Raw genomic sequence first — 26673 nt, forward strand, 5'->3', positions numbered from 1 at the left:
TCAAACAATATCAATCGTAAGTAGCAACGGCAGTATCGAATAGGTTTTTAACCAAAGCGATGTATTCATCAAGGAACGTGATCTGTTCATTAGTCGCTTTTTTATGCCATACACCAGCCAATATCTCGCCAAGATCTTCAACAACCGCATCCGCTTCTTTTAGTAATTTGAAGCGTACGCTTGAGTGAAGCTCTGGGTTTTGCTCAAAGATCGCCATGATGTTTGAAGCCACCATATCGGTGACGACATCTTCGATGCTTTCGGATCCAGTGTCGCCAATTTCAGTCGTGAAAATATCTAGATTTAGCGACAAGTGCTCGATAAGAGCGAGATATCCATCGGTTTCTAAAACCACTGTTTTTCTCCGTTTATTGCAAGCCTTCGAAGCTGAAAGCGGAATAGTTTCAATAGTAAGACATGCCGAGAAAATTTCATTAACTTATTTCATATTAACAAACATTCACGAACCAACTGGATGTTTTTCAAACAATTGCGCTTTGCCTCACTGCGTTCGGATACAGGGTTTCTTCAAACCTTTTTGTATTTCAGTCATTTTCATGCAAACAAGTTTGGTTACGACCGTTTTCTTTTGCACGATACAACGCAGCATCGGCACTCTTTAACCATTGAGTGTGAGTTTCAAAATAAGGTTTATACTCGCAAACACCAATACTTATCGTGTAATTAATCAAAAAATCTTCCACTTTCACGATCTCTTGCTCAATTCTTTTACGTAAACGCTCCGCGAAATAGCAAGCTTGTTCTTGATTCGTATGAGGAAGCAATACCGTAAACTCTTCTCCGCCAAAACGACCGCACACATCACTGCTTCTTGCTGTCTTTCTTAATAACGAAGAAGTACGACGAATGACTTCATCTCCCGTCGGGTGACCATAGGTATCATTCACTTTTTTAAAGTGGTCGATATCAAATATTACTAATGAGCATGGTCCGTCGATAACTTTTAGGTGAGCAAACTCTTCTTTCAGCGATTGCTCCCAATAAGCACGATTAAATAAACCTGTTAAACCATCTTTGCGACTGATTTCAGACAAATGTTGATTTGTTTCTTTCAAATGAATGCGATTTCTTGCCGTTTCAGAGACATCATTCACTTGAATAGCAATGTGGCTGACCTCTCCTGAGAGCCCGATTAACGGGGTGATTACGATGTCTTGATACATGAAATCACTGCTGTTTGAAACCGGAGAAAAATTGTTGAATTTAAAAAGGTACGGTCGGTTTTCCCAGCTAGAGAAGGAACGAGTTTCCAGATCGGCGGCGGTTTTTATCTTGGTTTCTAGCCAAGTTTTTGGCAGCTCTTCAAAATGATCAAATAAACATTGGCCAAGGATTTCTTGTGACAGAACGCCACTGTATGACTGCATAAAACTGTTCCACACACAGACCTTATACTCTTGATCCAACACGATAAGCCCTGAGTCCATCGTATCGAGAATTTGTGTGACCCAATGAAAGTCTGCTATGTCCAGCGTAATATCGGACATTAGATTAGCTCCATGATTTCATAAATAATTTCTACGGATGGTTTATCAATTAAAAACAGTACCTCACACTCAAAATCGAGCGCTTCTGCCATGTAGGTGTATTCGATAGTAAACAGCTCACCTAATTCACCCTGCTCTTCACAGTAAGGCGTTAACGTATCCACAATGCCTGGCTGACGAAGTGAGAATTGCTTGTCGAGCTGATCCCCTAACGATGTGAGAAATGACGAAACCAGTAAGTTCGAGATATTCAAAATGATTTCATTATGAGGTGTAAACTCAAGCAGATAGCCTAACTTCTCGCCAATTTGATTGATGTCTCTACCTCGTAGACACACCAGAGCTTCACCATGAATACCGCCACCAACAAACCTCTGCGCAACCGCGACAGAGCCATCACGCCCAACAACGTCGACAAGCGTCATATGAAGTTCGCCATAGGATAACGGACCAACATGTGGAACAGGAAGTTGGATGAACTCGTGTAAGTGGTCTGCCATAATCGCAGCCCCTTTACCAAGTGCAATGTTTGCAATCTCGCGGAATTTGGCTAATGAGGAGAACTCCTCGCAAATCTGGCTTTTAGGATCAATCGAATGGCTAGGCTTGAACGCATAGTGCAGCCCCAATTGTTCATAGAGCGGTATCACCTGCTCTTCTGCCAGAGGCTTAGCGATAAAAGCTTGAGCACCTAGCTCTATGCAGCGCTGTTTTGCCTCTTGTTGAACATCTCCAGAAATAATGACGATTTTAGTCTGGTAGTGACTAACAGGTAATGACTCGAGGACTTCAAAACCGTCCATGATCGGCATCGTTAAATCGAGAAACAAAATATCGATATTTTGCTCCGCAAGAATATTTAGCGCCTCATACCCATCTTGAGCTTCGATCAGGTGCAATGATGTATCTTGTACGATGGAGCGCGCAATGAGCTTTCTTGCAACCGCTGAGTCATCACATATCAGTATTTTCATGTCACCAATGGAACTAACGTCAAAAAAATAATAATACCTGTTGTATACGTTCATCTCCATATGCTATGCCGACAAATCAGAGGCTTATAAGCGATTTGATTCACATTTATACAAATTGACTACACTGAGAGGAAGGTTTCTTTACGAAGTATGCTCAACGTAGCGCCAACACCTTGCTTTTTATCCTAAACTGTTGGTGGTCAAATAGATTCGCGAGGTTTTGTATGTGGCAAGCAATATCGCAACAGCTTTCTGATACTTTATTATTCGAGTACCAGATCACGGAAAAAGTAAGACTGTCTGGCGGGGATATCAGTGAAAGCTACATGATTAATGACGGCGAACAGCGCTATTTCGTGAAAATTAACGATCGCGAGTTTTTGTCTAAGTTTGAAGTTGAGGCAGAAAGTCTGCATCTTTTGCGCGAGACATCTACCCTATTTGTTCCAGAGGTTGTGTTGGTTGGTAAAACCAAAAATGCCTCATTCCTAATTCTTAACTACCTTCCAACAAAGCCATTAGAAGATGGCCCAAACAGCTTTAAATTAGGACAGCAATTAGCTCACCTTCATCAATGGGGCGAGCAAAAGGAATTTGGTTTTGATACGGATAACTATCTCGGGTCCACTCTACAACCCAATAAGTGGCACAAGAAGTGGTGTGTCTTCTTTGCTGAACAACGCATAGGATGGCAATTACAGCTCCTTAAAGAAAAAGGCGTCACTTTAGTTGATATCGACGACTTTATAGATGTCGTAAAACAACTGCTAGCAAACCATGCTCCAGAGCCCTCCTTGCTGCATGGCGATTTATGGAACGGGAATGCGGCTCTCACGGCATGTGGCCCTATCTGTTACGATCCCGCCTGCTACTGGGGTGACAGGGAGTGTGATATTGCGATGACTGAGCTTTTTGGTGGATTTCAACCGGAATTTTATCAAGGTTATGAATCTGTTATGCCACTTTCTGCTGGTTATCAAGAGCGTAAAGATATCTATAACCTTTACCATGTTCTCAACCATTGCAATTTATTTGGCGGCCATTACTTGGAGCAGGCTCAACAAGTTATTAATAAAATTATTTCTTATTAATTTGGAAGCCACTGCATATTTCAAGATGTAAAACCTCGAGGCACATCACTACAGAAAATGACCCTAAGCTCAAGGTTGAGTTTGGGGTCAAGTTTTATACTTATTTCGACTCAATTAGCAACAACTCCACCTAATATCAAAGGAGACTTAACTTTGGATTGTGCCTATTTTCCTTGTAGGCAAAGTAAGTGAAGGGCTGTACTTCCTTAAAGAATAGAGTGTTTAAAAGCCCTGCGATATTAGGAGTTGTTGTATGAAAAATTATACCGAAAGGCATGTCAAATGCCCCCATTGTGGACATTCAATCGGCATTACACTAGATGCAAGTAATGGTGACCAAGAGTTTTATGATGATTGTCCAGCTTGTTGCCATGCCATTCACTTAAATATGCGAGTAGATGAGCTGCAAGATAAAGTCGAACTGTTTATCGATGACAATTACGAATAACAACTCGAGCATGTAAGCGTTGGAAACACAAAGTCACTTGAATTAAAAAGGAGCGCTTGGCTCCTTTTTATCATTCTAAAGCTGTTTTGCTGCGAGAACTCGCTCAACAGTATCAACTATGGCCTGAGTCTGAGGGTCAAACTCGATATTAACGCGGTCCCCTACTTGTCTTACTCCAAAGAGTGTTCGTTGCAAGGTTTCTGGAATTAGATGTACTGAAAAACGACACGCTTCAACCTCACCAATCGTCAAAGAACAACCATCCAAGCCGATATAGCCTTTCGCTAACACATATTTCATTGATTCTTGCGGCAGTTGGAACCAAATAGTGCGGTTATTAGGCGTATCGATGATCTCGACAATATCAGCCATCAAACTAATATGGCCAGACATGCTGTGTCCGCCAATTTCATCACCAAACTTGGCAGCTCGCTCAATGTTTACGCTGTCACCTTCAACTAGCTCGCCTAAGTTGGTGAGAGCCAATGTCGCTTGCATTAAATCAAAGCTGATAAGGTTGCCATTAATTTTGGTCACGGTCAGGCAGCAGCCATTGTGAGCGACAGATGCCCCTATTTCTAATCCTTTACTAAGCTCTTCGCTTAACTCGACAACATGCGTTTGAAAGCGTTCTTTTTTATCAATTTTAACGACCTTCGCCGTACCCTGAACTATTCCTGTAAACATTCTTTTTACCTATTGATTTCATACAAGCTGCAATCGATGACAGAGCCTTAAGCACAGCACTGTGTATCGAGATAAAACCTGTAGATTATAGAGCAACGACCTATTGAAAAATGGAGCCTTGTTCTCATACATGCTTCTAACATTAACATGATTTATTACAGCTCTCAGTATTAGCGTATCCTGAGCTTAGCGAGCATTAAGTTAGTGTTATCCACTATTCGCAACCTAACTATGGAATATAAACATACAATTGTTTATCATTTGCGCGGAGTTTCTCCGAGGCATTTTTTCACCTTATCGTGACTAAAATCAACCATCAGATCAGTTCACCACATCTTTTGTCCTCGAGCACTCTCATTCTTTCAACTTATTGTTCCGCTCTGGAGTATTTTTCGTGCATCGCTATAAAGAAGAAGCATCAAGTCTCATCAAATTGGCGACCCCGGTATTGATCGCATCTGTTGCTCAAACTGGTATGGGGTTTGTTGATACCGTTATGGCCGGAGGCGTTAGTGCCACCGACATGGCTGCGGTTTCTGTCGCTTCAAGTATTTGGCTTCCATCCATTTTATTTGGTGTGGGTTTGTTAATGGCGTTAGTCCCTGTTGTCGCACAGTTAAATGGCTCTGGTCGTCGAGTAAAAATCCCGTTTGAAATTCAACAAGGCGTCGTTTTGGCATTGTTGATCAGTGTGCCGATTATTGCAGTGCTGCTTCAAACCCAATTTATTCTCGGATTTATGGATGTTGAAACGCTGATGGCAGAAAAAACAGTGGGGTACATTCATGCTGTTATCTTAGCAGTCCCTGCCTTCTTGCTTTTTCAAACGCTTAGAAGCTTTACGGATGGTATGTCATTGACGAAACCAGCAATGGTCATTGGCTTTATCGGTTTACTGCTCAACATTCCCCTAAACTGGATTTTCGTGTATGGCAAGTTTGGAGCACCTGAATTAGGCGGTATTGGCTGTGGTGTCGCAACCACGATTGTTTACTGGGTCATGTTTGCCCTACTATTGCTTTATGTAATGACATCAGATCGACTTAAAAGCATCAACTTATTTGGTGAATGGCATCGACCACAATGGAAAGCGCAAGTTCGTCTGTTCAGGCTCGGCTTTCCTGTTGCAGCAGCGCTGTTTTTTGAAGTGACACTATTTGCTGTCGTTGCACTATTGGTCTCACCACTAGGACCAATCATCGTTGCTGCGCATCAGGTTGCGATTAACTTCTCGTCGCTAGTATTTATGCTTCCAATGAGTATCGGTGCGGCAGTGAGTATTCGTGTCGGACACCGACTTGGCGAAGAAAACGTTGATGGCGCTCGCGTTGCTTCACGAGTGGGCATAATGGTTGGCCTAGGTTTATCTGTTCTTACAGCGATATTAACCGTATTGTCTCGTGAATGGATTGCCGAACTTTACACTAGCAACCCAGAAGTCATCACTCTAGCGATGCAACTGCTCGTATTTGCTGCTGTTTATCAATGTACGGACGCAGTTCAGGTAATCGCGGCAGGTGCACTACGTGGCTATAAAGATATGCGAGCCATCTTCAACCGTACGTTTATCGCCTACTGGATTCTTGGTTTACCAATGGGTTACGTCCTTGGCCGCACAGACTGGATCGTCGAGCCAATGGGAGCGCAAGGTTTCTGGCTAGGCTTTATCATCGGCCTTTCTTCTGCCGCACTTATGTTAGGGGTAAGAATGCGCTGGATGCACCGCCAAGAACCAGAGGTGCAATTGAACTTTTCAGTTCAGTGATAATAAGAAAAAAGCCAGCACACGCTGGCTTTTTTGATCGAATAATAACGCTGTTGAGTATACTTATAACAAGCTTGTGAGCCAGTTCAGCCTGCTCTTTTGGTGACGAATACGAAGTTATAAAAAGGATATTTGTGCGGTCTATTTTATTGTTTTTAGTCTTGTTTCTTAACGGTTGCGATAACTGGTTCAACCCAGAAAGAGCAATGTTTGACAAGTATCACCAACGTGTCGCCAATGTGTTGGACGCTCCTACTCTTCCAATCGAATCACAACCTACGGTGACCATACCTGCAAAACGCGACTTATTCGAGCCACTTCCCAGGCTATCGATTGGTTTACTAGAAAGCTACCAATTACGCCAGTGTGGATTATTCAATCTACTTGCCGAGAAAAACTCGCAACTTGGTAAGGTGCAGGATGCATTTCATGATTTTGATTATCAAACTGCCCTTTTAAGAGTCATGAATCGATGTCTATCCGAATTTCAGCTCAGCGATGAAGAACGTACTACATTAACAAAGCTTTATTCGACTAAGTGGCAGCATTTAGGTACTCATCTTGACAACTTGCTACTCGCGAGTGATGCAATGCAAAAGCAGCTAACGGCGTCGGATTGGCTACCTCAAGAAACGACGAATGATATTGCACGTATTAACGACGTCTATCGCCTTTTCAGTGAAATGTACGGCTTACCTCATCGCGCCATTTCACGTCTGCCCGATATTGAGATTGTGCAGTATCAAGAAGAGCTAGAGAAATCTCGTTTAATCGGACGACTTTACTATTCGATGATAAACGCTTCTCACTGGCTCAAAGCTACGACTCAGTTACTTGAACAACATCAGAATAATGTGTTGTGCGGGCCAAACCGAGACGTGACCCAGTTCCGCTACCTAAGAAATGTCTTCCAATCTATTTACGTTGAAGAAGTGCAACCTTACTTAGCCTATTTAGACAGTACCTATCAACAACTTCATGATGGCGCCACCTTGATAGAAAAGCGTATGCAACTTCATGGTCATCAATATGGTATAAAAGAAGCACACAAAACCTTTAGACAAGAAACCCTAAACCACGTTCAGTTTTGGCAGGGTCTCTTCAAGCGGTGCGGCGTAACCGTTGGCAACTAGTAAGTACAGAGCGTTCTATTCCTTCAGCCTCTCACGCAAGAATCGGGCAAAACGTGGCTTACCGGTATGAGTAAAACCGTTGTACCTGAACGTGACGGTTGAACCTATTTTCGGAGGCTGACGACGCACTTCATCGGTAAACCCACTACCAATGTAAAACTCTGTACCATCTGGTAAGCGAACTAACATCGCCCCCATCATACCCAATAAACGCCCCGTGCCTGGCTTATAACCCACAACTAGCGCTTCATCATCCGCGTATCGTTTCAGTTTAAGTAAATCACTACCACGTCCAGCTTGATAACGGCTTGATACCTTACGTAGCATCACCCCTTCACCATCGGATATCGAAATCTTATCCAATTGCGTAAACAGGTGGGCTTCATTTTGGATCGCTCGGTGTTCGACATATTTGATATGAGGTTGGTCTACTTCGAGCACTAAGTCTTTGATGTTGTAATAACGCTTCCGGTAATCACCAGCAGAATACGGCATATCAAAGATCATAAAATCAATGTTTCGCCAAGCTGACTCCACAGGCGTTTTATCCAAAACCGTTTGTTGTACGAGATGAAAATTGCCTCGTCCCGCCCATAGCTCACCATCTAACGGATAGTCAGGTAGTGAATCGATAAACCAATCTGGAGCGTAGATTCGGTTACCATTTCTCGTCACGAGATGTTGTCCTGTCCAATAGGCGCGAATGCCGTCGAGTTTTTCGCTATACCAATATTCAGATACATCGATACCATCTTGATAGCTTTGCGCAAGAGAAACTGGAGGTGTGAGAGAAGTATCAGCTTGAAGCTGAGAAGACGCTGTCATAACAGCCAGCGCGATTAATGTCATTTTTAATGGCATAAGAAGACCTTGTACAAAAAAGCGCCTTTATTGAACCGTAACTCCTCTCGATGACCTATTTGTTACTAGTCATTCTTCGACTCAGAACAATCAACTTAAGCAATGATTTGCAAGGATAATCATAAACTTTAGACAGATTTTGCATTTAATATTTACATATTGTTCACAATAAGATGGGGGAGTCTCAAATCAAGTCGCAATCTAATCTCGATGAGACTCTTACGTTAGCGCTCGATATTAATTCGACATCTCTCCTGAACAAGCCGTTTGTCTATGCGTTTTTGATTCTCAAATTGAGAACCTATTCCTTCTCAATTTGAATGACACCACCAAAAAATCATAACCATCTGATTTTATTTGCATTTAAATCTGGCACGTTACCTGCTCTATATCCAAGTAGAGAAAACAAACGGAGATAGAGTCATGGAATTACGCAAACTAGAAATTAATCAAGACAAATTAGCCATTGAGTTTTTTGGTGACTTAGACGCAAGTGGCTGTCGACAAGCACAACATTACATTGATGAAGTAATTCACGACAATCATCACAAAGAAGTCGAAATTAACCTACAGCACGTCCAATTTCTTGATTCTTCAGGGATTGGTGCCATTGTTTACTTATATAAGCGTCTAGTTGAACGTGAAAGAAGCATGAGTATTGAAAACGTATCAGGCCAACCTTTAGAAATCATGAGCTTGCTTCGTATTAACCATGCTATTCCCGTTAACTCAAAAGGACACTAAAAATACCGGTTTAAACGGAGGTTGGCATGGTAAATCTTATACGACGATATGTAGTAAGCGGTCTTGTTGTCGGCATGTTTGGTTGTTCGTCGTTTGACTACCCAGACCACGGAAAAGGTGGCTTGGCGGAAAACTATCAAGATATCTCAATTGAAAATTATCAGTTTTCCCCAGTCATGCCCGATGAACCGTTAGGTCCAGAGCATGGGTTGAGGTTTGATTGGCAACTCACCAAGCTACACCTAGACGCGTTGATTCAAGAAGGCGCACGCTGGTGCTTTCCTGCAGCAGTCGTGCAAGCGCTTGAGAAGCAAAACAGAATCGCACGTGAGTTAGAGGGCGGACTTCTACTCGATGCTGCTAACGACCTGGTGATTCAACGTCGACGTTTAAACCAACTTGAACAGCAACTCGACTATGTATTAAGCCAAACCACTTGTACGCCACCCGATGATATTGAAGCATTGCGTAGCGATTTGAACGTCGTCGCTGAAATTTATGCACTCCTCAATATTGATAATCAATTTGCTGTCGATTCAGCAGAAATTAATCCAAAGTACATGGGACATTTGGCAGAAGCTGCCTACATTTTACGTGACCACCCTAACCTAACTCTTGTGGTGACTGGGCATGCAGATGTCACTGGAGCACCAGATTACAACCAGAAACTCGCTCAAGCGCGTGCAGAACAAGTGAAGCGTTACCTGACTGTATTTGGCATCACTTCAGAACGCGTAACCACCAAATCTGTGGGAGATAGCCTACCGCTTTATGAAGGTGAAACACCTGCCGTGCGTTTAACCAACCGCCGCGTAAGCATCGAGGTTATTAGCCCTAATTCAGATAGCGATACCTCAGTAAATCGCAATCTATCTGCAGGAGGTACGCTATGAACACGATGAAACCATTTATCACCTTCGTTCTTTTGTGCTTGGTCGCTTGGGTACCTACTTCGTCAGCTGATGAAAACAATACTGTTAAGGTCGGCGATTTAATTCAGATTAACCTACCTGGAGAAGCGTCTTTAAACAAAGGGTTTCAAGTTGATCGCCGTGGGCGTATTAACTTACCAGAAGTCGGCCCTGTATTTGTTGCTGGATATAATGAGCAACAACTCCAAGACGTGATTATCGAAACGCTAAAAACCGTGTATCGTGACGTAAACAACGCTCGAGTCTTTATCAAACAACAACAGTTATTAGTGTCAGTCCAAGGCTACGTGGTCAAACCCGGGGAATATACCTTACCTTCAGGTTCCAACATTCAAATGTTTGTATACGAAGCTGGAGGCCTTCGCGCTGGTGCTCAGCTCGATAAAATGATCGTTAAACGCGGCGACAAAAACATCGAGTTTGACTACAAACGTTTCCTTGATACTGGTGATAATAGCCAGCTCCCGAAATTGGAATCGCTGGATGTACTGTTTGTTCCAGCATCTCCACTCGTTGGGAATATTGAGCAAGAATTTGATGCAGCAAAACTCGCGAACTCAGGCGATAGCGCAGACTCCGCTCGTGCCATCAAAGTCTTTGGTGAAGTGAATGCTCCCGGCTCATTCTCTTACAAACCGAACACCACGCTCGTTGATGTCGTGATGAGAGCTGGCGGCGTAACGCGATATGCCAGTGTTGAGCAAATTCGCGTCATCACAAATAACAACCCAACCATGTTTAATCTAAAAAAGTATCTGGATACGGGTGATCAAAGCTTACTACCAGAAATCCTACCGGGTGCCACCATTTTTGTTCCAAAACAGGAAGAAGAAATCAAAGCGGGTGCAAATGTGGTTTATGTCATGGGTGAAGTTGCCCACCCTGGCGCGTATGAAGGAAAGCAAGACGCTAGCTTCATGGATATTCTCGCCAATGCAGGCGGACCTACTCGCTATGCAGAATCTCGCCAAATTCGTGTCATAAAAGCCGATGGTAAGGTCATCAAATTCGACCTAACCGCGCATACCGAGGGGCTGTCTTCGGTTAGACCACCGAATGTCGGACCTGGCGACGCGATTTTCGTCCCTGAGAAAACCGATTTCAACGAGAAGTCATGGCTAAAAGTGGCGCCAAGTCGAGCGGTCGCTGTGATGGGAGAAGTCGTGCGCCCGGGACGTATTGAATGGTCAGACGAAATGGATTTAATTGATCTGCTTGCCCATGTTGGCGGCCCAACACGCAGAGCTGACACCACAAAAATTGAAGTCGCCAATAATGGTCAAATGACACAGTTCGATTTAGATCAATACATTTTAGATGGCTCACCAACATCGAATCTGCCCCGAGTTTCTGCTGGTACGGTCGTAAGAGTCCATGCATTACCTGACGATCCATCAGACAACAAATCGCAATGGGTAAGCCAGAGCTCTGATGCGTCGATATATGTTTTCGGTCAAATCAATGCCCCAGGCCGCTATCGCTTTACCGAAGAGATGCACTTTCTGGATATTTTATCTGCCGCCGATGGACCAACAATGGATGCCGATATTCACAATATTCGTGTGACGCACCGTGGCCTAGGCTATGCCAAAGTGAGTAAATTGAATTTGTCGATGTACTTTGAAACGGGCGATGAGTCTATTCTGCCCCACGTTCGTCCCGGCGATACCATTTACATTCCGGAAAAAAACAAAAACTGGTTGGATCGCTCCAAAGAATCCACCGTGCGTGTATTAGGTGAAGTAAGAGACCCTGGGCGCTATGTATTTAATGACAACATGACGGTACTTGACTTGCTGGCCGAAGCAGGAGGCCCGACAAACAATGCGTATCTTGAAAAAATCAGTGTGGTCAACATGTCTTGCTGTCAGGGCCAAGCTCGAACATTTGATTTGGTGAACTTTAGCAAAACCGCCAACATTTATGATTTACCAGTCATCCGTGCAGGCGACACTATTTACATTCCACATAAAGACGAAAGCTTTGCTGAAAAAGCGAGAGCCGGATTAAGAGATATTTTACAAATCACCACAACCATCGTGTTAATAGGAGCGTTGTAATGACTATTCCTGCCACTCACGCTGAGATTGAGCAAATTTATCTTCAGAGTGAACAGAAAGGCCACAAAACGATTTGTGTCGTGGGTTGTAAGTCTGAAGACGGCGTCACTTCCGTGGCTTCATCTCTAGCAGAGCGTCTGGTTTTAGCTGGACACAATACTTTGTATGTGGATCTTAACCTGTTCAAGCCCGCGTATCGCACCATTCACGAGTTTGATGATACAGAAAAAGTTGGCCACCTGATCACAAGAGAAAATACGCATCAAACCTTAGTCGGTCTCCCTGCTCCATCTCTCGCCAGCACTCAATTTGCGTACCGAGATCCGACGATGCTGAAGCGCAATATTGCAGAGTGGTTAACGCAGTACGAGCGCGTCGTGATAGACACATCTCCACTTCTGAGTGTCAACCGAAGCAATATTGCCCCTCAAGTGATTGCGGGCGTATGTGATGCCACCTTATTAGTCGCACATTATGGCTCTACGACGGCAACCCAACTCGAACAAGCCAAAAAACTACTTGATGCTAGCGATGCGAATTTGATTGGTTCCGTGCTGAATATGAAGCATACACCTAGCCTGAAAGATGAGTTGATCCGCCAAGTTTCCAAGCTACGCTTTTTACCCAAAAAGTGGAAAGAAAAGATATCTCAACAAATTAAGAAAAGTGAACTGTTTATGTTATAGGGAGCGCCAATATGACTGCAAATAACACACCGACTATCGAACAAGAATTGGTGGATGAACACATTCTCCAGCAAATGATCAAAGATACGTGCGCCGAAATCATCCCTACGCTGATTGAACATTATATTGAAGAGTCACGAGAGCGCATGGAGAAAATAGAGCAAGCATTAAGCGCGAAAGACATCCAAACATTAGAGTTCGAAGTTCATACACTCGGCAGCTCTGCCCTTGCTTTAGGTAACCGAACGCTTTCCAGACAAGCAAGAATGATTGAGAAATATTGTGTGGAAGGGAAAACACTAGAAGCATTGGCTCTCTGTGAGTCTCTTTCCCAGCTGGCAATTGAATCGTTTGACGCGCTAGAAAAGCGAAAAGATCAGGGGTTCGAGTAACCGTTTCAATAATAAATTATCTTATGAATCATCGCACTTATTAAAGTGCGATGCCGATATCATCTAAGACATTTACAATTTAACTTAATCAATTAAAAAGTATGGATTTTTCGCAAATTTCCCACCTTGTGCTAATACTTAGATAACGCTTTTCTCAAATTGAGAATATTCAGCACTAGAGAGCACTAAGCCATATAACTCGCTCATCACGCCAAATACAAATAATAGTGCTGACAAAAATCATTAAAAGTGAAACGAACTACGTTGGGATAGGACTATGAGACCAAGGGTGTTACTGGTAGAAGACTCTACTTCACTAGCCATACTTTATAAGCAGTATGTCAAAGACGAACCTTATGACATTTTTCATGTCGAAACAGGTCGCGAAGCAATTCAATTTATTGAAAGAAGCAAACCTCAGCTCATCATTCTCGATTTGAAACTGCCCGATATGTCTGGTGAAGACGTATTGGATTGGATCAACCAGAATGACATTCCTACCTCCGTTATTATTGCTACAGCGCACGGCAGCGTAGACTTAGCCGTTAACCTAATTCAAAAAGGTGCGGAAGATTTCTTAGAAAAACCTATTAACGCCGATCGCCTAAAAACTTCTGTTGCATTACACCTCAAACGCGCCAAACTGGAAGATTTAGTAGAAAACATTCAGTCCAAGTTTGATCGCCATAACTATCACGGATTTATCGGTTCAAGCCTCCCAATGCAGGCGGTATATAAAACCATTGATGCCGTTGCTCCAACATCTGCCAGTGTCTTTATTGTGGGTGAAAGCGGCACAGGTAAAGAAGTCTGTGCTGAAGCCGTGCACCGTCAGAGCGACCGTAAAGACAAGCCTTTTATTGCTATTAACTGCGGGGCTATCCCACGAGATTTAATGGAAAGTGAGATTTTTGGCCACGTCAAAGGCGCATTTACCGGGGCCACAACAGACCGAAAAGGTGCTGCGACGCTGGCTCACGGTGGGACGCTTTTTCTCGATGAACTGTGTGAAATGGAACTTGAGATGCAAAAGAAGTTGCTCCGTTTTCTTCAAACAGGAACCTACACACCGCTTGGTGGCACTCGAGAGATGAAGGTGGATGTTCGAATCATTTGTGCCACCAACCGAGATCCATTAACAGAAGTGGAAGAAGGTCGTTTTCGTGAAGATTTGTATTACCGCGTACACGTAATACCTATCGATATGCCCCCCCTACGCGAGCGAGGAAGTGACATTGTCACGCTAGCCAAGCACTTTTTGACCACTTATGCCAAACAGGACAAAAAGAAATTCTCAACAATCGACAGCGAAGCTCAACATATCATCAAGCATTACGAATGGCCGGGTAATGTAAGGCAATTACAAAACATCATACGTAACATTGTGGTGCTTAATAATGACGAAAAAGTCACGGTGAATCACCTACCCGCTCAACTGACTAGAAAGTCTAAAACGGTGAATCACCTACCCGCTCAACTGACTAGAAAGTCTAAAACGGTGAGAACATCCACTCCCGCACATGTAACTCAAGAGCCAGCACCCCCTCCAACAATAACATCCCAACCTGTGTATGTTGAGGAACAGTTGGCCCCCGCTAGAGAACCGTCAATACCGACACCGGAACCTAACATACAATCATCAGCGGCTGCCTCGCCGTACTTTAACTCTGATGGAACCATTCGCCCTATGTGGCAAGTGGAGCGTGAGGCGATTCAAAACGCAATCGCATACTGTGATGGCAACGTACTCAATGCCGCCGTAATGCTGGAGCTAAGCCCATCTACGGTTTACCGAAAAAAACAAGCGTGGGAAGCGGATGAAATTAATCTCGAACAATCTTGAGAAACTTGCCGTTGGTGAAATTTGGATTTTTCTTGATAGCCGCCTGTTTGGCGGTATCGAAAGTCACGTCATAGAGCTTGCTCGTGGATTAATGACATTTGGGCACAAAGCACGTGTTGTTTTAACGACTGAGTACTCGCCACCAGCACAGATTGTAGAGAAAGCAGAAGAATCCACCATCCCTGTGAGTTACTTGAACCATTTGTCCGGTGAGCCACATAAGGCATTAAAGATCAAACACCTAACAAGCGCGGTCGCCAATCACCAACCATCGGTCATTCACTCCCACGGTTACAAAGCGTCAATCTTAGCGCGCTGTGCCAAGCTACTCACGCGCACATTTCCTCGCTTGATTTCAACTTATCATGCAGGAGAATCATCCTCGGGAAAACTGTGGTTCTATGATTGGCTTGATAGAAGTTCAGGCTACCTCTCTAACCACTGCTTTTCCGTCAGCCCAAGCATTCAGCGCAAAGTCATTTTCCCTTCGGAACTGCTGAATAACTTTGTTTCGATTCCCGATCGTAATCTCAACTATCAAGAAATCGCTTTCGTCGGCCGATTGAGCCAAGAAAAAGGTGCCGACCAATTTATCGAAGTAGCTAAGCTCTGCCCAACACTGCATTTTAGTGTTTTCGGTGATGGGCCAGAAAGAGAATCACTCGCCCAAACTGCCCCTTCAAATGTGACATTTTTCGGTCATCAAACTGAAATGGAGACCGTTTGGAAAAACATTGGCGTGCTGGTAATTTCTTCTCGCTATGAAGGCCTGCCTATGGCGGCGCTTGAAGCAATGGCTAGAGGAATAGTCGTGATGAGCCTACGCGTGGGTCGCTTGCCCGATATTATCCAAACTGGCGAAAATGGCTTTATTGTCGATGGCGTCCCATCTCTCGCTCAATGCCTTAAACATTGGATGTCTCTTGATGAAGCGCAGCAATCTCTCATTCGTCAAAACGCTCGGCAGACCATTATTGATGATTTCTCGGCACAAAGCGTTATTCCTGTATTGCTACGAAAATATCAAATTGAAACGGAGCAATAAGCCATATTGGTTCTCAATATGAGAATATTGCTTCTCCCCTTGAGTCCAAGCACAAATATCTAATAATATTCAAACACATAAACTAATGGCATATTTTGGCATCTCTGTTGCAACTCAGCAGTTAACACAAGTTAATGATGAGACAGAGGTGACTTATGACTACTCCAAAACGCATTCTATATGTTCATTATGGTGATAACTGGATTCGCGGCAGTGAAGTGGTACTTCTGGATCTCATCTCAGGGATTGACCGTGATAAGTTTGAGCCATTCGTGTGGTCAAACTGCCAGCCACTAATCGATAAGTGTCAATCGCTCGGAATTGAAGCGGAACATTCTGTTTTCAATCTAGTTGGTGGCTGGAGTGCGCCTCGCTGGGATATTAGCGGATGGAATAGCCTTATCAAACAGGGCTCAGCACTGATCGAAAAACACAATATCGACTTGGTACACGTTAATAGCGGTGGTCCTTGTCAATGGATGTGCTTGGCTGCACGCATGAATCACATCCCACTTGTCACCCAACTTCATTGTCACTATACATTGCGAGATCGCTTCTCTCTTGGGTTACACCTCTCCCCAAAATTGATTTGCGTTAGTAAAGATGTCGGTCGTGAAATTATTCAGGACGGTTACCCAGAAGACCAGCTTTATGTTGTGCACAACGGTGTATCGCTTCAAGACTCTGATACGCCCATTGATATCAAGGCTCACCTCGGAATACCTCCACAAGCGTTTACCTTTCTCTCGGTGGGTTCGTTGATTAAAAGAAAAGGATTCGACCGCCTTATTCGCGCTATGCGCATGCACAATTACCATCACGATAATCCTCATCTTGTTATCGTTGGCGATGGCGAGGAAAGAGAAACATTGCAACAACTTGCTTCGGATCTCGGTATCCAAGACAGAGTCCACTTTGTCGGGGAAAAAAGTAATGCTGGTGCATGGATGTCTGGGAATGCAGACGCTTTTATTAGTGGCGCCTATGAAGAGGCCTTTGGTCTCGTATTAGGGGAAGCGGCTTTAGCCCAATTGCCTATCGTCGCACCAAAAACAGGAGGCATCCCTGAGTTGTTCGAGCATAATCACTCTGCGCTACTGTACCAGAATCGCGGAATGGCAGGCTTATTAAACGCGATCCAACAAGTCATGCAGGATGCAGCACTAAGAAACAAGCTAGCTGAAAACGCCTATCTTCATGCTAGCCAAAACCTCACGACTGCAGCATCCATAAGCGCCATTGAACGTATTTATGAAGGTGAGCTTGAGAACAACAGTATTACACCAATGCCAATGACTCACTGCATGAAGCCTCTTTCACGCTGGTTGAGCATCAATTGAGGAGGCCAGTCATGAAACGTGTATTAATGTTCGACGCCATCCCAATGCAAGGTGGTTCTAAAATTGCGAATGCAGAGCTCCTCAAACAGTGCGATAAACTGAACGTAATTGGTTATCTGCTGACCACGAATCCAGAGCATTGGGAGTCACTACTTAGCGATACGCCTCGTGTGCAGATTATCAAAATCAAACCATCACCACTGAGCTCCACTCATGGCCTCACTTACTGGTTAATGAACGCGTATTACTTTATCCAACTGATTTTTGCGTGCATGAAACTACCAAAGATAGATAGCTTTTTAGGTCTATCTTGCCCAAGTAACGATATGCCTTTGTACTTACTAAGATTAATCAGCAAAAAGCCTGTGGTACAAATGGTTCATGGTCCAGTTGGTCGTTCAAGATCTTCCGGCTACTGCTTGGTAAAAGCATCCGCAATTTATTACTTGGCAAACACCCGAGAATCGATGCTAGAGGCCTTACAGGTCTACCTCAAAACAGAGAAGCCAGCCACTGAACGCTATTGGTGTGGTTTGAATGCGTCTACGTTTGTTAACGGACTATCGAGAGACCGTTGGCCAAAACAAGCAAATCCGATTTCAAACCGCGTCTTCTGGGCGGCCAGCTTACTAAAATGGAAGAACATCGATCTTTTTCTTGATGCTTTAACACTTGATAAGACAAAAGAGATCAAATCTACCGTGTGTTACATCAAACCAAATGTGGCAGGTGTGGAATATTCAACACCAGACTTCACCACAAAAGGTGTTGAATGGCATGAATGCCCAGATAACCTCGATGACCTACGCTCTCAGTGTGGTGTGTTTGTTTCCACCAGTGTTAACGAACCTTTTGGATTATCCATTTTAGAAGCTCTCGCAGCAGGCATGTGCATCGTCATCCCACATGATGATAGCTACTGGGATCGCGTATTGACGCATGGCCGCAATTGCATCAAGTACACACCAAACAATGTGGCGTCGTTACATAACGCAATTCGCCTTTTGAATGAGTCTCCATGGATGAAAGTGACAATGGGTATCGAAGCACTCAACGTTTCTCAACTTTATACGGCCGAACGTTGTTATCTGCCAATCGCTCAGCACCTTGCAGCAGAATCCGCACCGAATGGCGATTGTAAACTCAAAACACCGCGATACATCAAAGGATATGACCATGTCTAAAGCAATGACCAATATGTCGCTGTTCGCTATCGCGTTAGTGATAAACAAAAGCATCAGCCTAATCATGCTGCCTGTATTGCCCCACTTTCTCTCACCAGAACAAATGGGCAAGCTTGAACTGCTTACCACCTTTGGCGTTGTCACAACCTTATTCGTCAGTTTCGCGTTGCATGAAGCGCTGTATCGATTCGTCGGGGTTGAAAAGGATCAAAATACGCGCACAAGCCTACTAAACCAGCTGTACTCACTTGCTTTATTCATCGCTGGCATCGTGGCTTTATGCCTACTCGCTATCATTATGCTCGCGCCTATTCCTGCACCTTTTACGAGAGTCGAGTTTGCTATTGTTATGTTTGCTATCGTTCTAGAAGGCAGTATCGCAATCGGCACAGCTTGGTTGAGAACACAGGACGACAAAGCAAGAACCCTACTTAACGTCATGGTGACTACCACTGTTTTTCAGGTCATTTTCATCATCACGGCACTGTCTGTTCACCCACATGTTATTTCTGTTTTATGGGGTGGCTTGTTGGCTGCTATTACTCAGTTTGTCTGGCTGCACATCATTAACCGCTACAGCATGACTCTGCCAAATCTGACAGTGGCGAAACAATATCTAAATTACTGTCTGCCAATGATGATGGCTGGATTGGTTGCGTTTTGTCTCAATGGCGCTGAACGCTGGTTCATCGGCGCGAACGCCTCCCTTGCGACATTAGGGATTTACGCGATAGCCGTAAAATTTGCGGTTGGCATGTGTATTTTAGTTCAGCCATTTGGCATGTGGTGGATGCCACGTCGATTTAATTACCTAGAAGCGCGTAAGAGTACAGAAGCTATGCGCATCACTCATCTAGGCATGATTTACATTACCGGTTTAAGTGTTGCAGTCGGCACATTAGCAATGGTGATGATCACTTACCTGTTACCAGAAACCTATCATGAGGCGGTACTGTTCAGCTTGTTCTTACTGCCTATCGCTATGCTAAAAGAGTGGAGCGAACTCATTAATATTTCCATTTTGTACAAGCGTCGTACTCGCTGGTTACTGGGTATTAATGTCGTCTCTGCATGCGTTGCAATTGCTTTGCTGTTTGGCCTATCGTCCCTGGGTATCTATGGAGTTTTCATTGCGCTTTATTACGCTCAACTGTGTAAGCTTGGCCTTACTTATGTGGTAGGCCAACAATGCATGTCGTTGCCTTTTCACCTAAGTCTGATGGTTTTATTGCAGATTATCTCCGGTGTGGCACTGTTCCTGCTTCACTCTTCACAATCAATAGGCATCGCCATCGCAATTTGCATTTTGACATGCACTTTGCTGGCAGGGATAGCCACTCGCTATATGAGTAAAGAGACGCTAAATGCGCTCACTCGATACATGGTGAAATGGCGTGGACAGGTGAAGAGATACTCGTTATGACTGAAACCAAGGTGAGAAGAAAGCAGTCCATCGCAGCGCTGACGATTACCGTCTGTATCGGCCTGCTTTGGATTGTTATGCCTCACCCTATTTTAATTGTCGCACTATGTTTCGCCCCGCTGGCTTTACTGTTCGTTCTCAACCAAACGTTTTGGCTCGTCACGCTGTTCGTTATTTTTTCATTCTTTCGTATTCATGAAGCGTTTCCCGTTATCTATAACTTTAAAATCCCATTGCTACTATCATTGGGGGCACTGGCCGCACTTGCTTTCCACCTTTTGATAAGTCGCCAGCTTACTGCTTTTTGGCACCCTTCATTAAAATGGCTGTGCATATTTTGGGGGTTGGTGATCATCGGCATCGTCTTTGCCTCCAGTCGTGACATTGCCATTACAGTTTTCAAAAATACCTATTGGAAAATCATCATTATGACATTGGCGATCACCTGGCTTATTACCAAGCCTGCTCAGTTGGCACAAATGTCGAAAGCAATAATTTTCGCCGGATTGTTGATTGGTTTAGTCGCATTACAAAACGCAGCGAATGGCATTGATTTAGTCGAAGGAACGCGCGTATCGATTGGACGCTCCATAGGTTCAGTACTCGGCGATCCGAACGACTTGGCGCTGGTATTAATGTTTCCCCTCGCCTTTACTGTTAGTCAGTTGATGGAGAAACGTTCACCTAAGCATCTCCGACTCTTCGCACTTGTTACCTGTTTGGTATTGTTTTTTGCGATTATTGAGACACAAAGCCGCGGGGGCTTGTTAGGCTCTCTATCGGTATTTGCGTACTTTGCCTTTAAGCACATCAAAAGCAAAACGTTAGTCTTAGTACTAGGCGCCGTCGCAGCCATCGTACTCTACGCATTTGCTGGTATCTCAGGGCGAGAATCTGGTGGCGCAGCCGAGGATGGTATAGATGCCTCTGCGATGGGGCGACTTTACGCGTGGGAAGCCGCATTTAAAATGGCTCTCCACCATCCGTTAACTGGGGTTGGGCTTGATAATTTCTATTTCAATTACTATTTCTATAGCCCTCACTGGGATGGTATCAATCACGCCGTACACAGTACTTGGTTTGGCGTATTAGCAGAAACAGGGTTTGTTGGACTAGCTGTGTTCATTACATTGATTGTGTCATTGATTCGAACCTCTTTGCATTCTATTTCACTACTGACGCCAACATCGGATTACACCCTCTCTGTTGGAGCAAACGCAGTCTTAAGTGGGCTGATCGGGACCATCGTATCAGGCACTTTCCTCACTCAAGGTTTCACTTGGCCAATTTACATTCTGGCAGCATTAACGGTTGTCGTTAGCCGAATCGTTCAAAGTGATTGTCAAAATGAGAAACCCTAATTTCAAATACCAATAGAAAGTCTAATTACCTGTTTTATAACAAATAATTCCTTGGCACGTATTGTGATTACTCTCTTGATTAGTAATCAAATAACGAAGACTCAAGGAGAGCTACATGACAGACATCGTAGTATTTGGAGAAGATTTTGGCGGGCTACCCTCCTCCACTCAACACATTGTCAAACGACTAGCAACGAGCCACCGCATCCTTTGGGTTAACTCAATTGGTCTGCGTCAACCTAGGCTGACCGCTAAAGACATGCAACGTGCGTTAAACAAGCTCGCTCGTGTGTTTAATAACGCTGGATCGCATAAGCCAACGTTAGAGTCTGAAATAAACCCAAATATTCACACCATTAACCTACTCACTATTCCTGCTCCAAGTTCTGCGCTGGCAAGAAAAGTAGCGGCTAAGATGATGAAATACCAGCTCAATAAACAGTTACACGCTCTTGGTTTTGATAAGCCTATATTTTGGACATCGCTCCCGACGGCCGCAGATGTTTGTGCGGAAATGAATTCACGTGGGCTAATTTACTATTGTGGCGATGACTTTAGCGCTTTAGCTGGTGTTGACCACGACACGGTTGCCAAGCATGAACGTACACTGGTTAACGCGGCTGATGTGATTTTTACAGCAAGTGACAAACTCGCCACTCAATTTCCATCTGGTAAAACCGTCACTTTGCCTCACGGTGTCGACTTTAGTCTGTTTTCTGAGCCAGCACCTAAGGCTGAAGATTTTCCTAATGATGGTCGCAAAGTGCTGGGCTTTTATGGCAGTTTGTCTGAATGGTTAGACTACGACTTAATTGCCCAAGTCGCAGACCAAGCGCCTGACTGGGATCTCGTGTTCATCGGCCCTAACGAGTTCAGTGATAATCCGCTTCCACAAAGAAGCAACATATACTACCTGGACCCGAGAGCGCATCACACTCTGCCACGTTACTCCCAACACTGGGATGCCAGTTGGTTGCCCTTTGTTGATAACGCTCAAATCAAGGCATGTAATCCGCTTAAACTTCTTGAGTACTTGGCAACAGGAACCCCTGTTATCAGCACACCGTTTCCTGCATTAATGCCCTACAAACATATGCTTCATGTGGTTCAAGATGTCGAAGACGTGCGTGCCAGTCTCGATCACCTCCTACCGCCACCGACAGATTCAAAGTCATTTGTTCAACAGCAAAGCTGGGAAGCAAGAGCCAACCAAGTTGATAAATTAGTGAGGGCGCTATGAACGATTTAAGAGAAAACCTCAGCGTACTATTACATGGTGCTTGGAGACGTCGCTACATGATCGTTATTCCTATGCTTGTATTGCCTGTGCTGGGTTTCATCGTAAGTAAACTGGTTCCGACGACTTATGTCGCTCATACGAGTATGCTTATCCAAGAGACAGCGAAAATGAACCCATTCCTTCAAGACCTTGCCGTCTCAACCATGCTGAAAGATCGATTGAGCGCACTCAGTACCTTGCTAAAAAGCCGACATGTTTTGTACTCAGTTGCCAAAGAACAAGCGCTGATTAGTGACGAAATGAGTGCCAAAGAGCAAGAGTTCATCATTAAAGATCTCGCGTCGCGTTTGTCTGTTCAGCAGCTCGGTAAGGACTTCATTCAAATCCAACTACGAAGTGGTAAACCGAATGGCATGGAGTCGATGTTACTCTCCGTCAGCGAACATTTTGTCGAACAGCTTTTAGCTCCTGAACGATCTTCAATTAAAGATTCAAGTCACTTTTTAACCATCCATATTAATAAACGCAGAGAAGAGCTGGATAAAGCAGAGCAAGCGTTCGCGGAATACAAGAATACTTACTCTCACGCGACGCCTGAAATGCAAGCACAAAGCCTGACTCGTCTGGCAAGCCTTAAACAAACCTTGGCAGAAAAAGAAGCGGAGCTTGCTGGTGTTACCCGAAGCCTAGGTAGTTTGGACCAACAACTTTCTAAAACCAACCCGGTTATCGGTAAGCTTGAAGAACAAATCATCGACATTCGTAGTGAGCTCACTTTGCTTCGCGCCAAGTACACTGAGGCGCATAGCATGGTTCAAGGCAAGCTACGAGAGTTAAACCGCTTGGAGCAAGAGCGCTCAGTACTATTGAACTCTAAACAACCGGAATTAAACAGCGCCCAACTTTGGGATATCGCAAGCAATACCACCGTAAACAGTCTTGGAGAAGCTCAGCCTCTTCTGGTCTCTCAGCTTCACCAACTGCAAATTATGCGCGGACGCTTTGAAGCCCTCACAGAAGAAACAAATAGCTTACGAACAATGATTCAAGAGTTAGAAAGTAATGCGCATCGATTTGGTAGCACCGCAACAGAAATCAACCGCCTAGCTCGTGATGTCGCGGTAAAAAGAGAAATGTATGATGACCTTGTAGAGCGTTATGAAATGGCTCAATTAACTGGTTCACTTGGCGTATTTGAAGAGAATAAACGCGTGAAAATCATTGATGAACCTTTCACACCAACCATTCCGTCTAACTTACCTAGTTTTGTGTTTGTCATTTTAGGGTTTATCGGTGGCGCGGGTTTGGGCATTGGATTAGCGACGATACTTGAGTTAGCAGATAACTCTATCCGCTCTAAAAGAGCATTAGAAAAGCACCTTGGCGTTCCTGTGATCACCACTCTACCTAAAGTGGTATACGGAAGCTAACAGCCGTTAACACTCCATGACAAGCACTCGTTCAGCGAGTGCTTTTCTTTTTGTGCTTATTCTAACTCCGTGTAAGGTTTCCACTAATATGAATCTCAAATTGAGAATAAACATCGCCCTTCATATGCATTGCCATTAACCTTATGTTTTTAAAAACTTAATTTATTGGCACGCAGTCTGCAATTCCTAAATAAACAAAGAACTCAACGAGGGTTTGAGAATGGAATTCAGACAAAAACAAAATAGCACTCAACGCAATAAAAAAGTGATATTACACGTCGTGCAGCACTTAGCTCCTGGCGGTTTGGAAACGCTCGTATTAGAGATGCTTCGTTTTGCGCAACCGAATCATTCCGTGTTTGTCGTAAGTTTAGAGGGAAGCAAAGCGCAAGCACTGCAATGCTGGTCAAAACTCTCGGCCTACCAAGGCCAACTGCACTTTCTCAATAAGAAACCTGGATTCAGCGGAAAAACCATCAGTACGCTGACTTCCATGCTCAAAGGACTTAAGCCTGATGTGGTCCACACTCACCATATCGGTCCACTATTATATGGTGGGATTGCGGCACGCTTAGCGCAGGTGCCAGTAATTATCCATACTGAGCACGACGCCTGGCATCTGAATAACAGAAAGTCGGCTCGACTTCAGTCCCTACTGCTAAAAATGATTCGTCCACATGTGGTTGCCGATGCGAACTTTGTCGCCGAACAAATCCAGACAAAACTGAATTACCGCAAAGTCTGCACCATACATAATGGGATCGATTGCCAGAAATTTCAAAGCGGTAACCAAGCAACCAAGAGAAACTTGTTTGGGCTTCCAGCCAACAAAACCGTAATTGGCGTTGCCGGGCGTTTAGAAGCAGTTAAAGGCCATAAAGTGCTTATCGAAGCCTTCTCTCATCTTACGCCAAACACACACCTAGCCATTGCTGGAGATGGTTCTCAGAGAGCTCAATTGGAAGCACAAGTTAGAACGTTAAAACTTGAGGATCGCGTTACCTTTTTAGGCTTGGTCGACGATATGCCCAGCTTTTACCAAAGCCTCGATTTATTTTGTTTACCGTCGCTTCAAGAGGGTTTCCCCCTCTCAACACTAGAAGCTCAAGCATGTGACGTTCCTTGTGTCGCAACCGATGTTGGTGGCGTGAAAGAGACGCTCTGCCCGATTAACAGCACATTGGTTGAAGCCAACCGTGTGTTCTCTTTGGCGGAAGCTTTGTCGCTGCAATTGAAATCAACCCATGGTTCTCCTCGAACTTTTATTCTCAAACATTTTGATATCAGAGACATGGTGAGTCGCTACTCACGTTTGGCCAAGGAGGCTAGCTATGAATGATTTACTTTGGATTACAGGTTTTGGTTTATCCGCATTTTTGATTGTCTATCATCATGTTGGTTATCCATTGCTACTTAAATGGCTTCCTTTAAAACAGCAAAAAACCACAGCACCATTTGTAGAGCGAGCTTACAAAGCCTCTCAAACAGACAGTCAGTTACCATCTATTACTGTCATCGTGCCCGCCTACAATGAAGAACAATGGATAGCAGAAAAGATCCGCAACCTTGCGAGCTTAGATTACCCAAGAGATAAATTGAAAGTGGTGATCGCATGTGATGGCTGCACAGATAACACAGCCGAGATTGCTCAAGCGACGATTCAAGAAGCAATCTGCTCCGATACACTGTTCATCATTAATGACCACCAAGTCAATCGCGGTAAAGTTGCCCTACTCAACGAAGAAATGCGTCATGTTAGCTCGGACATTACCGCACTGAGTGATACATCGGCATTGATTTCTTGCGATTCTCTGTTGCTAGCTAGTCAGCATTATCAAAATGAGAAGGTTGGAGTGGTTAACGCGACATATCAAATAATGAGTACCGATAACCAAGGTGAAGCAGCGTACTGGCAATACCAGTCTCGAGTGAAGCACCAAGAATCCTTGCTAGGTTCAACGATTGGCTCTCACGGTGCGTTTTATACATTCAGAACCCACCTATTTGAACCACTTGAAGTCAGCACCATTAATGACGATTTTATTCTCCCTATGAGAATCGTTTTGCGAGGCTATAACGCTATCTACGAACCTAACATGCTAGCTCTTGAACTCGAACAAAGCTCAGACGACGCAGACTTCAAGCGACGCCTAAGAATTTCAGCGGGTAACATGCAGCAGCTCATGCAATTAAAGAAATTACTGCTACCTCGCTATCGTGGCACTGCCTTTGCATTTCTATCGGGAAAGGTTCTGCGCTTAGCAACACCCTATTTGATGATTGTTTGCTTGGTTTGTTCACTACTACTGGCACACAACCCGCTGTTTCAAATAATGCTGCTCGCTCAAGCCTGTGTTTATGGTATCGCACTTGTCACTTACTTGGTGCCTGCACTTAACACAGTCAAGCCTTTTAAACTGATTAGCTACATCGTCATTGGTCATCTCGCCAATTTCATCGGCGGTATGAAGTATTTGCTAGGAATGGAAAATGGACGTTGGAAACGCGTCAACCAATAAGGAAAGC

The 26673-nt window shown here is 44.2% G+C and carries 24 protein-coding genes; 19 read left to right on the plus strand and 5 right to left on the minus strand.

All coding sequences use genetic code 11. The annotated features are described in order from the left end of the window. Window positions 1–10 precede the first annotated feature (10 nt). The 3 genes from FR741_RS08135 to FR741_RS08145 all read right to left on the minus strand — a co-directional run bounded on the left by FR741_RS08135 (window position 11) and on the right by FR741_RS08145 (window position 2482). A complete protein-coding gene (locus FR741_RS08135; protein WP_005396212.1) occupies window positions 11–355 on the minus strand; it encodes a DUF3802 family protein in 345 nt (114 codons plus the stop codon). 190 nt (window positions 356–545) lie between these two features. Continuing rightward, the gene (locus FR741_RS08140) at window positions 546–1508 is read right to left on the minus strand and encodes a GGDEF domain-containing protein (RefSeq protein ID WP_005396213.1); all 963 of its coding nucleotides are present in this window, start codon (window positions 1506–1508) and stop codon (window positions 546–548) included. After that, window positions 1508–2482 (minus strand): response regulator, encoded by a 975-nt coding sequence (locus tag FR741_RS08145; protein WP_167426589.1) that lies wholly within the window; start codon window positions 2480–2482, stop codon window positions 1508–1510. The genes FR741_RS08140 and FR741_RS08145 overlap by 1 nt, the downstream gene beginning before the upstream one ends. Before the next feature lie 224 nt (window positions 2483–2706). Between FR741_RS08145 and FR741_RS08150 the strand changes: the two genes are divergently transcribed. Next, window positions 2707–3573 (plus strand): fructosamine kinase family protein, encoded by an 867-nt coding sequence (locus FR741_RS08150; RefSeq protein ID WP_005396217.1) that lies wholly within the window; start codon window positions 2707–2709, stop codon window positions 3571–3573. Between the two features lie 253 nt (window positions 3574–3826). Then, complete coding sequence (locus tag FR741_RS08155) at window positions 3827–4021, plus strand: CPXCG motif-containing cysteine-rich protein (RefSeq protein ID WP_005396219.1); 195 nt, start codon at window positions 3827–3829, stop codon at window positions 4019–4021. Window positions 4022–4096: 75 nt separating this feature from the next. Here FR741_RS08155 and FR741_RS08160 read toward each other — a convergent pair whose 3' ends face one another. Continuing rightward, window positions 4097–4708, minus strand: coding sequence for a riboflavin synthase subunit alpha (locus FR741_RS08160; RefSeq protein WP_167426590.1), 612 nt, complete (start codon window positions 4706–4708; stop codon window positions 4097–4099). A gap of 394 nt (window positions 4709–5102) precedes the next feature. Here FR741_RS08160 and FR741_RS08165 point away from each other — a divergent pair, with 394 nt between their 5' ends. Both FR741_RS08165 and FR741_RS08170 read left to right on the plus strand, forming a co-directional pair. Continuing rightward, the gene (locus tag FR741_RS08165) at window positions 5103–6473 is read left to right on the plus strand and encodes an MATE family efflux transporter (RefSeq protein WP_065646737.1); all 1371 of its coding nucleotides are present in this window, start codon (window positions 5103–5105) and stop codon (window positions 6471–6473) included. Between the two features lie 134 nt (window positions 6474–6607). Further along, window positions 6608–7606 carry a DUF3080 domain-containing protein gene (locus FR741_RS08170; RefSeq protein WP_167426591.1) on the plus strand — a complete coding sequence of 333 codons (999 nt, stop codon included), beginning with the start codon at window positions 6608–6610 and terminating at the stop codon, window positions 7604–7606. Window positions 7607–7621: 15 nt separating this feature from the next. Here the strand turns inward: FR741_RS08170 and FR741_RS08175 are convergent, their stop codons facing one another. After that, window positions 7622–8467, minus strand: a complete 846-nt coding sequence (locus tag FR741_RS08175) for a DNA ligase (RefSeq protein WP_048626372.1) — start codon at window positions 8465–8467, stop codon at window positions 7622–7624. A gap of 423 nt (window positions 8468–8890) precedes the next feature. On the opposite strand from FR741_RS08175, the gene FR741_RS08180 reads away from it, so the two are divergent. The 15 genes from FR741_RS08180 to FR741_RS08250 all read left to right on the plus strand — a co-directional run bounded on the left by FR741_RS08180 (window position 8891) and on the right by FR741_RS08250 (window position 26666). Continuing rightward, complete coding sequence (locus FR741_RS08180; RefSeq protein WP_124008851.1) at window positions 8891–9211, plus strand: STAS domain-containing protein; 321 nt, start codon at window positions 8891–8893, stop codon at window positions 9209–9211. A 26-nt stretch (window positions 9212–9237) separates the two neighbouring features. Continuing rightward, window positions 9238–10104 carry an OmpA family protein gene (locus FR741_RS08185; protein ID WP_031780391.1) on the plus strand — a complete coding sequence of 289 codons (867 nt, stop codon included), beginning with the start codon at window positions 9238–9240 and terminating at the stop codon, window positions 10102–10104. After that, window positions 10101–12203: an SLBB domain-containing protein gene (locus FR741_RS08190; protein ID WP_005394266.1), complete on the plus strand. Its 2103-nt coding sequence runs from the start codon at window positions 10101–10103 to the stop codon at window positions 12201–12203. Before FR741_RS08185 ends, FR741_RS08190 begins: the two co-directional genes overlap by 4 nt. Further along, on the plus strand, window positions 12203–12889 hold the full coding sequence (locus tag FR741_RS08195; protein ID WP_167426592.1) for an AAA family ATPase: 687 nt from the start codon (window positions 12203–12205) through the stop codon (window positions 12887–12889). The genes FR741_RS08190 and FR741_RS08195 overlap by 1 nt, the downstream gene beginning before the upstream one ends. An 11-nt stretch (window positions 12890–12900) precedes the next feature. Next, window positions 12901–13281, plus strand: a complete 381-nt coding sequence (locus FR741_RS08200) for an Hpt domain-containing protein (protein ID WP_167426593.1) — start codon at window positions 12901–12903, stop codon at window positions 13279–13281. A 277-nt stretch (window positions 13282–13558) separates the two neighbouring features. Then, entirely contained in the window at window positions 13559–15124 is a 1566-nt protein-coding gene (locus FR741_RS08205; protein WP_167426594.1) for a sigma-54-dependent transcriptional regulator, read from the plus strand. Continuing rightward, the gene (locus FR741_RS08210) at window positions 15099–16169 is read left to right on the plus strand and encodes a glycosyltransferase family 4 protein (protein WP_167426595.1); all 1071 of its coding nucleotides are present in this window, start codon (window positions 15099–15101) and stop codon (window positions 16167–16169) included. Before FR741_RS08205 ends, FR741_RS08210 begins: the two co-directional genes overlap by 26 nt. 155 nt (window positions 16170–16324) lie before the next feature. Beyond that, window positions 16325–17509 (plus strand): glycosyltransferase, encoded by a 1185-nt coding sequence (locus FR741_RS08215; RefSeq protein WP_046875248.1) that lies wholly within the window; start codon window positions 16325–16327, stop codon window positions 17507–17509. Window positions 17510–17520: 11 nt separating this feature from the next. Beyond that, window positions 17521–18693 carry a glycosyltransferase family 4 protein gene (locus tag FR741_RS08220; RefSeq protein WP_006742943.1) on the plus strand — a complete coding sequence of 391 codons (1173 nt, stop codon included), beginning with the start codon at window positions 17521–17523 and terminating at the stop codon, window positions 18691–18693. Continuing rightward, the gene (locus FR741_RS08225) at window positions 18686–20116 is read left to right on the plus strand and encodes a lipopolysaccharide biosynthesis protein (RefSeq protein WP_074191435.1); all 1431 of its coding nucleotides are present in this window, start codon (window positions 18686–18688) and stop codon (window positions 20114–20116) included. The genes FR741_RS08220 and FR741_RS08225 overlap by 8 nt, the downstream gene beginning before the upstream one ends. Further along, the gene (locus FR741_RS08230) at window positions 20113–21477 is read left to right on the plus strand and encodes an O-antigen ligase family protein (protein ID WP_006742945.1); all 1365 of its coding nucleotides are present in this window, start codon (window positions 20113–20115) and stop codon (window positions 21475–21477) included. Before FR741_RS08225 ends, FR741_RS08230 begins: the two co-directional genes overlap by 4 nt. Before the next feature lie 115 nt (window positions 21478–21592). Further along, a complete protein-coding gene (locus FR741_RS08235) occupies window positions 21593–22717 on the plus strand; it encodes a glycosyltransferase family protein (protein WP_167426596.1) in 1125 nt (374 codons plus the stop codon). Further along, window positions 22714–24147 carry a GumC family protein gene (locus FR741_RS08240; RefSeq protein ID WP_006742947.1) on the plus strand — a complete coding sequence of 478 codons (1434 nt, stop codon included), beginning with the start codon at window positions 22714–22716 and terminating at the stop codon, window positions 24145–24147. Before FR741_RS08235 ends, FR741_RS08240 begins: the two co-directional genes overlap by 4 nt. Window positions 24148–24367: 220 nt before the next feature. After that, the gene (locus tag FR741_RS08245; protein ID WP_167426597.1) at window positions 24368–25486 is read left to right on the plus strand and encodes a glycosyltransferase; all 1119 of its coding nucleotides are present in this window, start codon (window positions 24368–24370) and stop codon (window positions 25484–25486) included. Then, window positions 25479–26666: a glycosyltransferase family 2 protein gene (locus tag FR741_RS08250; RefSeq protein ID WP_006742949.1), complete on the plus strand. Its 1188-nt coding sequence runs from the start codon at window positions 25479–25481 to the stop codon at window positions 26664–26666. Before FR741_RS08245 ends, FR741_RS08250 begins: the two co-directional genes overlap by 8 nt. Window positions 26667–26673: the final 7 nt, after the last annotated feature.

Origin of the sequence: Vibrio diabolicus, assembly GCF_011801455.1 — a bacterium.
GTDB classification, from domain to species: Bacteria; Pseudomonadota; Gammaproteobacteria; order Enterobacterales; family Vibrionaceae; genus Vibrio; species Vibrio diabolicus.